General features: G+C 70.7%; 6 protein-coding genes and 1 riboswitch. Of the genes, 4 read left to right on the plus strand and 2 right to left on the minus strand.

Annotated elements, in window-relative coordinates; genetic code table 11:
* Nucleotides 1-5 precede the first annotated feature (5 nt).
* Nucleotides 6-446 carry a hypothetical protein gene (locus A4X16_RS11870; protein WP_067120805.1) on the plus strand — a complete coding sequence of 147 codons (441 nt, stop codon included), beginning with the start codon at nt 6-8 and terminating at the stop codon, nt 444-446.
* A gap of 86 nt (nt 447-532) precedes the next feature.
* On the opposite strand, the gene A4X16_RS11875 is transcribed toward A4X16_RS11870, so the two are convergent.
* Both A4X16_RS11875 and glyA read right to left on the minus strand, forming a co-directional pair.
* The gene (locus A4X16_RS11875; protein ID WP_067120808.1) at nt 533-1,411 is read right to left on the minus strand and encodes a bifunctional methylenetetrahydrofolate dehydrogenase/methenyltetrahydrofolate cyclohydrolase; all 879 of its coding nucleotides are present in this window, start codon (nt 1,409-1,411) and stop codon (nt 533-535) included.
* A complete protein-coding gene (glyA, locus tag A4X16_RS11880; RefSeq protein ID WP_067120809.1) occupies nt 1,408-2,682 on the minus strand; it encodes a serine hydroxymethyltransferase in 1,275 nt (424 codons plus the stop codon). Before glyA ends, A4X16_RS11875 begins: the two co-directional genes overlap by 4 nt.
* 37 nt (nt 2,683-2,719) lie before the next feature.
* Nucleotides 2,720-2,804, minus strand: a riboswitch (ZMP/ZTP riboswitch).
* Between the two features lie 54 nt (nt 2,805-2,858).
* Between glyA and A4X16_RS11885 the strand changes: the two genes are divergently transcribed.
* The 3 genes from A4X16_RS11885 to A4X16_RS11895 all read left to right on the plus strand — a co-directional run.
* Nucleotides 2,859-4,370, plus strand: a complete 1,512-nt coding sequence (locus tag A4X16_RS11885; RefSeq protein WP_067120811.1) for a family 20 glycosylhydrolase — start codon at nt 2,859-2,861, stop codon at nt 4,368-4,370.
* Nucleotides 4,367-5,533 (plus strand): N-acetylglucosamine-6-phosphate deacetylase, encoded by a 1,167-nt coding sequence (nagA, locus tag A4X16_RS11890; protein ID WP_067120814.1) that lies wholly within the window; start codon nt 4,367-4,369, stop codon nt 5,531-5,533. The genes A4X16_RS11885 and nagA overlap by 4 nt, the downstream gene beginning before the upstream one ends.
* 481 nt (nt 5,534-6,014) lie before the next feature.
* Nucleotides 6,015-7,321 (plus strand): sigma-70 family RNA polymerase sigma factor (locus tag A4X16_RS11895; RefSeq protein WP_067120816.1); only part of this gene is annotated, 1,307 nt, incomplete at its 3' end.

Raw genomic sequence — 7,321 nt, forward strand, 5'->3', positions numbered from 1 at the left:
AGGACATGAAGAACGGAATCGTCCGGTTCGCCGCGCTCTACGTGTTCGACGTCGTCGTCCTGCTGCTCCTCGGCATCCTCTCGCCCGGCGTCTCCGTCGGCTTCCACGCCCTGTGGGCGGCCGTGATCCTCACTCTCGCAGCCCTGTTCCTGAAGCCGCTGCTCACCGCGGCGTTCCGAAAGGCGGCCGCGAAGTCCGCCGCCGACCGGACGCGGCTCGGCGAGAAGGTCGTCCAGTACGTGCTCGTCTACCTCGTCGAGCTCGTGCTGTGGGTCGCGGTCGTCTGGTTGAGCGGCGTCCGCGCTTCCGGTTTCTGGAGCTACGTCCTGCCCCCGCTGTTCCTGCTGCTCGGATGGATGATCTACGACCGGGTCGACGACAGGCTGCGTGCCAAGGCGGGCACGCTGTACGACACCGTGCGCGCCCGCGTGTCGCGCCCGCGCTGATCGCTCGCCCGCAGAACAGCAGAACGTCGCACGGGATCGTGGGATTCCCTGCGACGTTCTGCGGTTCTTCGAGAGTGCGGCTGCGGTCAGACGAGGCGCTCTGCGGCCTCCACCACGTTGGTCATGAGCAGGGCGACCGTCATCGGGCCCACGCCCCCGGGGTTCGGCGACACCCAGCCCGCGACCTCGGCCACGTCGGGATGCACGTCGCCGTAGACCAGGCTCTTGCCCGTCTCGGGATGCGTCTCGCGCGTGACGCCGACGTCGAGCACCGCGGCCCCCGGCTTGACGTCCTCGGCGCGGATCAGGTGCTTCACGCCGGCGCCCGCCACGATGACGTCGGCCTCGCGCAGGTACGGCGACATGTCCGGCGTGCCCGTGTGCACCTGGGTGACGGTGGCGTTGATGTCGCGGCGGGTCAGCAGCAGACCCATGGGCCGCCCGATCGTCACGCCGCGCCCAACGACCACCACGTGCTTTCCCGAGAGGTCGTAGCCGTTGCGCTGCAGCAGCTCGATGACCCCCCGCGGCGTGCACGGCAGCGGGGTGCGGATCGGCCTGTTGACGTTGAGCACGAGCCGCCCGAGGTTGGTCGGGTGCAGCCCGTCGGCATCCTTCGCCGGGTCGATGCGCTCGAGGATCGCGTCGGTGTCGAGGTGCTTCGGCAGCGGCAGCTGCACGATGTAGCCGTGGCAGGCGGGATCGGCGTTGAGCTCGTCGATCAGCGCCTCGACCTCGGCCTGCGAGGCGTCGGCGGGCAGCTCGCGCTGGATCGAGTTCATCCCGATCGCCTCGGACTGCCGATGCTTCATGCCGACGTAGAGCTGGGATGCCGGGTCGGCGCCCACGAGCACCGTGGCGATGCCGGGAACGATGCCCTTCTGCTTCAGCGCCGCGACGCGCTCGGTCAGCTCCGCCTTGATCTCGGCCGACGCCGCCTTGCCGTCGAGGACCGCCGCGGTCACTGCTGCAGGTCCGGGTAGAGCGGGAACGCCGCGGCGAGCGCGTCGACACGGGCACGCAGCGCCTCGACGTCAGCGCCGGGGATGAGCGCCAGCGCGATGATGTCCGCGACCTCCGTGAACTCGGCATCGCCGAATCCGCGCGTCGCGAGGGCCGGGGTGCCGATGCGCAGGCCCGAGGTGACCATCGGCGGCCGCGGGTCGTTCGGCACGGCATTGCGGTTTACGGTGATGTGGATGTCGTGCAGGAGGTCCTCCGCCTGCTTGCCGTCGACCTCGGCATCGCGCAGGTCGACGAGCACCAGGTGCACGTCCGTGCCGCCGGAGCGGACGCCGATGCCGGCATCCTTCACGTCATGCTGCGAGAGACGCTCGGCGATGATCGATGCGCCGCGCAGCACGCGACCCTGACGCTCCGCGAACTCCGGGGTCGCCGCGAGCTTGAACGCCGTGGCCTTGGCAGCGATCACGTGCATGAGCGGACCGCCCTGCTGCCCGGGGAAGACGGCCGTGTTGATCTTCTTCGCGATGTCGGCGTCGTTGGTCAGGATGAAGCCGGAGCGCGGACCGCCGATGGTCTTGTGCACGGTCGACGAGACGACGTGCGCGTGCGGCACCGGGTTGGGGTGCAGACCCGCGGCGACGAGTCCGGCGAAGTGCGCCATGTCGACCCACAGCAGCGCGCCGACCTCGTCGGCGATCGCGCGGAACGCGGCGAAGTCGAGCGTGCGCGGGTACGCCGACCAGCCGGCGATGATGACCTTCGGCTTGTGCTCGATCGCGAGACGGCGCACCTCGTCCATGTCGATGACCGACGTCTCGGGGTTCACGCCGTAGGCGACGATGTCGTAGAGGCGGCCCGAGAAGTTGATCTTCATGCCGTGGGTGAGGTGGCCGCCCTGGTCGAGCGAGAGCCCGAGCAGCGTGTCGCCGGGACGCGCGATCGCGTGCAGCACCGCGGCGTTCGCGGACGCGCCGGAGTGCGGCTGGACGTTGGCGAACTCGGCGCCGAAGAGGTCCTTCGCGCGCTGGATCGCGAGCTCCTCCGCGACATCGACCTCTTCGCAGCCGCCGTAGTAGCGGCGACCGGGGTATCCCTCGGCGTACTTGTTCGTGAGCACCGAGCCCTGCGACTGCAGCACGGAGACGGGGACGAAGTTCTCGGATGCGATCATCTCGAGGAACGTCTGCTGGCGCTTCAGCTCGCGGTCGAGCACCTGCGCGATCTCGGGGTCGACCTCGGCGAGCGGGGCGTTGAAGTAACGGTCGGTCATGACGTGCTCCTCTGACGACGGATTTCGAAGGGGTATACCTATCGGCCCAGGCGCGCGGTCGAATTCCGTGGTCAGTCGCTCCCCGGTGGTAGTCCACCCAGACGCCAGTCGCGACGAGTACGAGCATAGCGGATCCGCCCCTGTGCTCCCGAAGCCCTGCGGGGTAGGTTTTGTTCATGGTCCTTCCCCATTCCATGCCCCTCGTCCCTCTCCCCCTCTCCGCCAGCGTCGGCGGCGGCCGGATGCCGGTCGGCGATGCCACCACCGTGTCCGGCGAGGCTTCGGCGGTGGAGCAGCTGATCGACGCGGTCGCCCTGCGCGCCGGAGTCCGACTCCTGCCCACGACCGACGCCTCCGCCGACATCCTGCTCCGCATCGACCCCGGAGCCGCGGCGCTCGAGGGGTACCGGCTCACGGTCGACGAGACCGTCGAGGTCGTCGGCGGCGACGACGCCGGGCTGTTCTACGGCGTGCAGACCCTGCTGCAGCTGCTGCGCCAGGACGACGACGGGTGGGGCGTGCTGCGCGGCGAGATCTTCGACGCTCCGCGATTCGCGCGGCGCGGCGTCATGCTCGACGTCGCGCGCCACTTCTTCGGCGTCGACGAGGTCAAGAAGTTCATCGATCACATCAGCGCCCTCAAGTTCAACCACCTGCACCTGCACCTCAGCGACGACCAGGGCTGGCGGATCCGGATCGACTCCTGGCCGAAGCTCACCGACGTGGCCTCGTCCACCGCCGCGGGCGGCGCCCCCGGCGGCTTCTACACCAAGGACGACTATCGCGAGATCGTGGCCCACGCCGCCCGGCGCCACATGATCGTCATCCCCGAGATCGATCTGCCCGGCCACACGCACGCGATCGGCGTCGCCTACCCCGAGCTCGTCGAGGCGCCGGTCCTGAACGACAGCCTGATCGCGGAGTCGGAGCGGCTGGGCCAGGATCTCCCCGTCGCCGGCGAGCCGTATCTCGGGTGGGGTGTCGGACACTCGAGCGTCCGCATCCACGAGGAGCGCACCTACGGGTTCGTGCGCGACGTCGTGCGCGAGCTGGCCGAGATGACACCGGGGCCGTACATCCACATAGGCGGCGACGAGTCCCTGGGAACACCGCAGGCCGACTTCGACCACTTCGTCGAACGGGCGACGGCGATCGTGTTCGAGGAGGGCAAGATCCCCGTCGCCTGGCACGAGGTGGGCGCTGCGGCGGGTATCGCCGAGGGCACGATCGGACAGTACTGGGGCAAGGCGACCCCCGAGGGCACGCATGCCGCGGAGGCCGCGCACTTCGTCGAGCGAGGCGGAGCGCTGATCATGTCGGCGGCGGACAGGACCTACCTCGACATGAAGTACACCGCCGACTTCCCGCTGGGTCTCGCATGGGCGGCCCTCATCGATGTGCGCTCGGCCTACGAGTGGGAGCCCACCGAGGTGCTCGACGTGCCCGACGCCGCGATCCTCGGGATCGAGGCGCCGCTGTGGAGCGAGACGACGGCGACGATCGGCGAGGTGGAGCAGCTCGTCTTCCCTCGGGCTGCCGCCCAGGCGGAGGTCGCGTGGTCGCCGCGAGAGGCGCCGGGGCGAGCCTGGGAGTCCTTCCGTGAGCGGCTCGGTCGCCTGGCACCGCTGTGGAAGGCTGGGGGCGTGGACTTCCACGCGGCCGACGAGATCCCCTGGAGCGAGCGATGAGCACCGATCCCACCGCGACGGGATCCCTCGTCATCCACTCCGCCCGGATCGTCGACCAGGGCTCGGTGACCGAGAACGCCTGGGTGCGCATCGAGGACGGCACGGTCGTGGAACGCGGCACCGCCGACACGTGGACCGACGCGGATCGCATCGTCGACGCGGCGGCCGAGGCGGGCGTCGGCGCCGTGCTCACACCGGGCTTCGTCGACATCCACGGACACGGCGGCGCCGGGGCGTCGTTCGACGACGGCGTGGACGCGATACGCACCGCGCGCGCCCTGCATCGCGATCACGGGACGACGCGTGCCGTCGTGTCGCTGGTGACCGCGCCGCTCGATGATCTGGCGCGTCGCGTCGCCGACATCGCCGAGCTGACGACGACGGATGCCGACATCCTCGGCTCGCACCTGGAGGGGCCCTTCCTCGATCCCGCGCACCACGGCGCGCACGAACCCGCTCTCCTCCGCACGCCCGAACCCGACGACGTCGCGCGACTGCTCGAGGCCGGGCGCGGCACCGTGCGGCAGGTGACGATCGCGCCCGAGCTCGCCGGAGGACTGGACGCGGTCCGCCTCATCGTCGAGTCGGGTGCGGCCGCGGCCGTGGGGCACACCAGCGCCGACGCGACCATGGCGATCGCGGCGTTCGAGGCCGGCGCGTCGATCCTCACGCATGCGTTCAACGCCATGCCCGGCATCCATCACCGCGCGCCGGGTCCCGTGCTGGCGGCGGCCGCAGACCACCGCGTCGTGCTCGAGGCGATCGCGGATGACGTGCACCTGGACCCGCGCGTGGTCCGGCTGCTCTTCGACTCCGCCCCCGGCCGCGTCGCCCTGATCACCGACGCCATGGCGGCCGCCGGCAGCGCCGACGGCCACTACGACCTCGGCGCCGTGAGTGTGACGGTGCGCGACGGCATCGCCCGCGCGGATGCGACGGGGTCGATCGCGGGATCGACGCTCACGCAGGACGTGGCGCTGCAGAGGGCGATCGCGGCGGGCGTCGCACTGACGGATGCCGTGCGGGCACTCACCGAGACGCCTGCGCGGGCGATCGGACTCGGCGCCCGGCTCGGCGCCCTCGCTGCCGGACACGTCGGCGACGCCGTGCTGCTGGACGCGCAGCTGCGCGTGGTGCACACGTGGGTAGGCGCCCGACCCTGACCCCGCTGGCGCGCACCGACGCGCAGCCCTGCGATCTCCGGTCGTCCTCGTACGAGGTGAGGGGCCGCCGGTCCCCAGATCGACGGCCCCTTCACTGGTCCCCCTCGTTGCGAGAGTCGGCGGGCCGGGAACTCCTCCCCCGAGGCGCCCGACCCGCCGTACCGGTGCACTCGCCCCTCGCACCAGCGCCTGAGCTCCGCCCCCCGGTGGAGCTCGATGGCTGTCTCTATGTGATGAGACGACGAGGTCCGCGATTCATTACGCGACTTCTCAGATCTTTTTTCGATCGCGGGGTGGCAGGTAGACGTGAACTCGTTCTGACCGGGGATTTCCACATCGTCGGGAAAGCCGCCCGACTTCCCATCTCGGGGTGGCGAGGCTGAGAGATCAGAGAGAGAATGGTGAAGACGCGTGATGAGGAACGGTTTCACGCGTCTCTTCATGTGGAGGCGCATCCGCGCCCCGCGACAGATGGATGACAGTGGACCACGACAGCACCGCGCACGAAGCGTCGATCGCCGACGCCGATCTCGTCCTGCGCACCCGCTCGGGTGACGCGGCAGCCTTCGGCGAGCTCTGGAGACGTCACTACCCGTCCGGCATGTCGGTCGCGCGGTCGATCACCTCGACGATCGACCCGGACGATCTCGTCCAGGAGTCGTACACGCGCATCTATCAGGCGATCATCAAGGGCGGCGGCCCCAACGGGTCGTTCCGCGCCTACCTCTTCACCAGCATCCGCAACACCGCAGCGGCATGGGGCCGCTCCCGTCGCGAGTCCGCGATCGACGAGCTCGACACGGTCGCCGACCCCGAGAGCACCGAGCAGGCTGCCAACGAGGCCCTCGACCGCAGTCTCACGGCGCAGGCGTTCCGCAGTCTGCCGTCGCGGTGGCAGGAGGTGCTCTGGTACACCGAGATCGAGCAGATGAAGCCCCAGGAGGCGGCGACGCTGCTCGGCATGAAGGCCGGCGCCGTCTCCCAGCTCGCGTTCCGCGCTCGCGAAGGACTGCGTGAGGCGTGGATCCAGGCGCACCTCCGGAGCGCCGCACCCGGATCCGACTGCCAGTGGACCATCGAGCACCTCGGCGCCTACTCGCGCGGCAACCTGAGCACCCGCGATCACCGGCGGCTCGAGCAGCACCTCGAGGACTGCGCGCGATGCATGATCGTCGCCGCTGAGGCGAAGGACGTGTCGAAGAGACTCGCGCTCGTCCTCCTGCCGCTCGTGCTCGGTGTGAGCGGCTCGGCGGGATACCTGGCCACCCTGCAGGGCGGCGGAGCCCCGATCGTCGCCCTGGCCGCCATGCCCTCCGGGATCACTCAGGGCGCGGTCGCCGTGGGCGGCGCGACGGCGACCGGCGGTGCCGGCGGTGCCGGAGCCGGGACGTCCGCGGGCGCGACGGGTGGCGGAGCCGCCGGCGCGGCGAGCGGCGGCATCCTGAGCGGTGTAGGCGCCCTCGTCGGCGCGGGTTCCGCGGCGCTGGTCGTCGCGGGAGTGGTCGCCGCGGCGACCATCATCCCTGGCCTGGCCGGAGCGAGCCCCGCGGCATCGCTCCCGAGCGCCGGGGACAGCGATTCCTCCTCCATCAGCGCCGACGTCGGTCCGGATGAATCGATGTCGACGGAGCAGAAGGACACACTCGTCGACGACGACGACACGGACACGACGCCGGAGTCCGACGAGACCGAGCCTCCTGCCGCGGAGCCCCCCGCCGACGAGGCCGCGGACGAGGAAGCACCCACCGTCGCTGCGCCGACGGCCCCCTCCACCCCGTCGGTCCCCGC

Origin of the sequence: Microbacterium sp. H83, from assembly GCF_001650405.1 — a bacterium.
GTDB lineage: Bacteria > Actinomycetota > Actinomycetes > Actinomycetales > Microbacteriaceae > Microbacterium.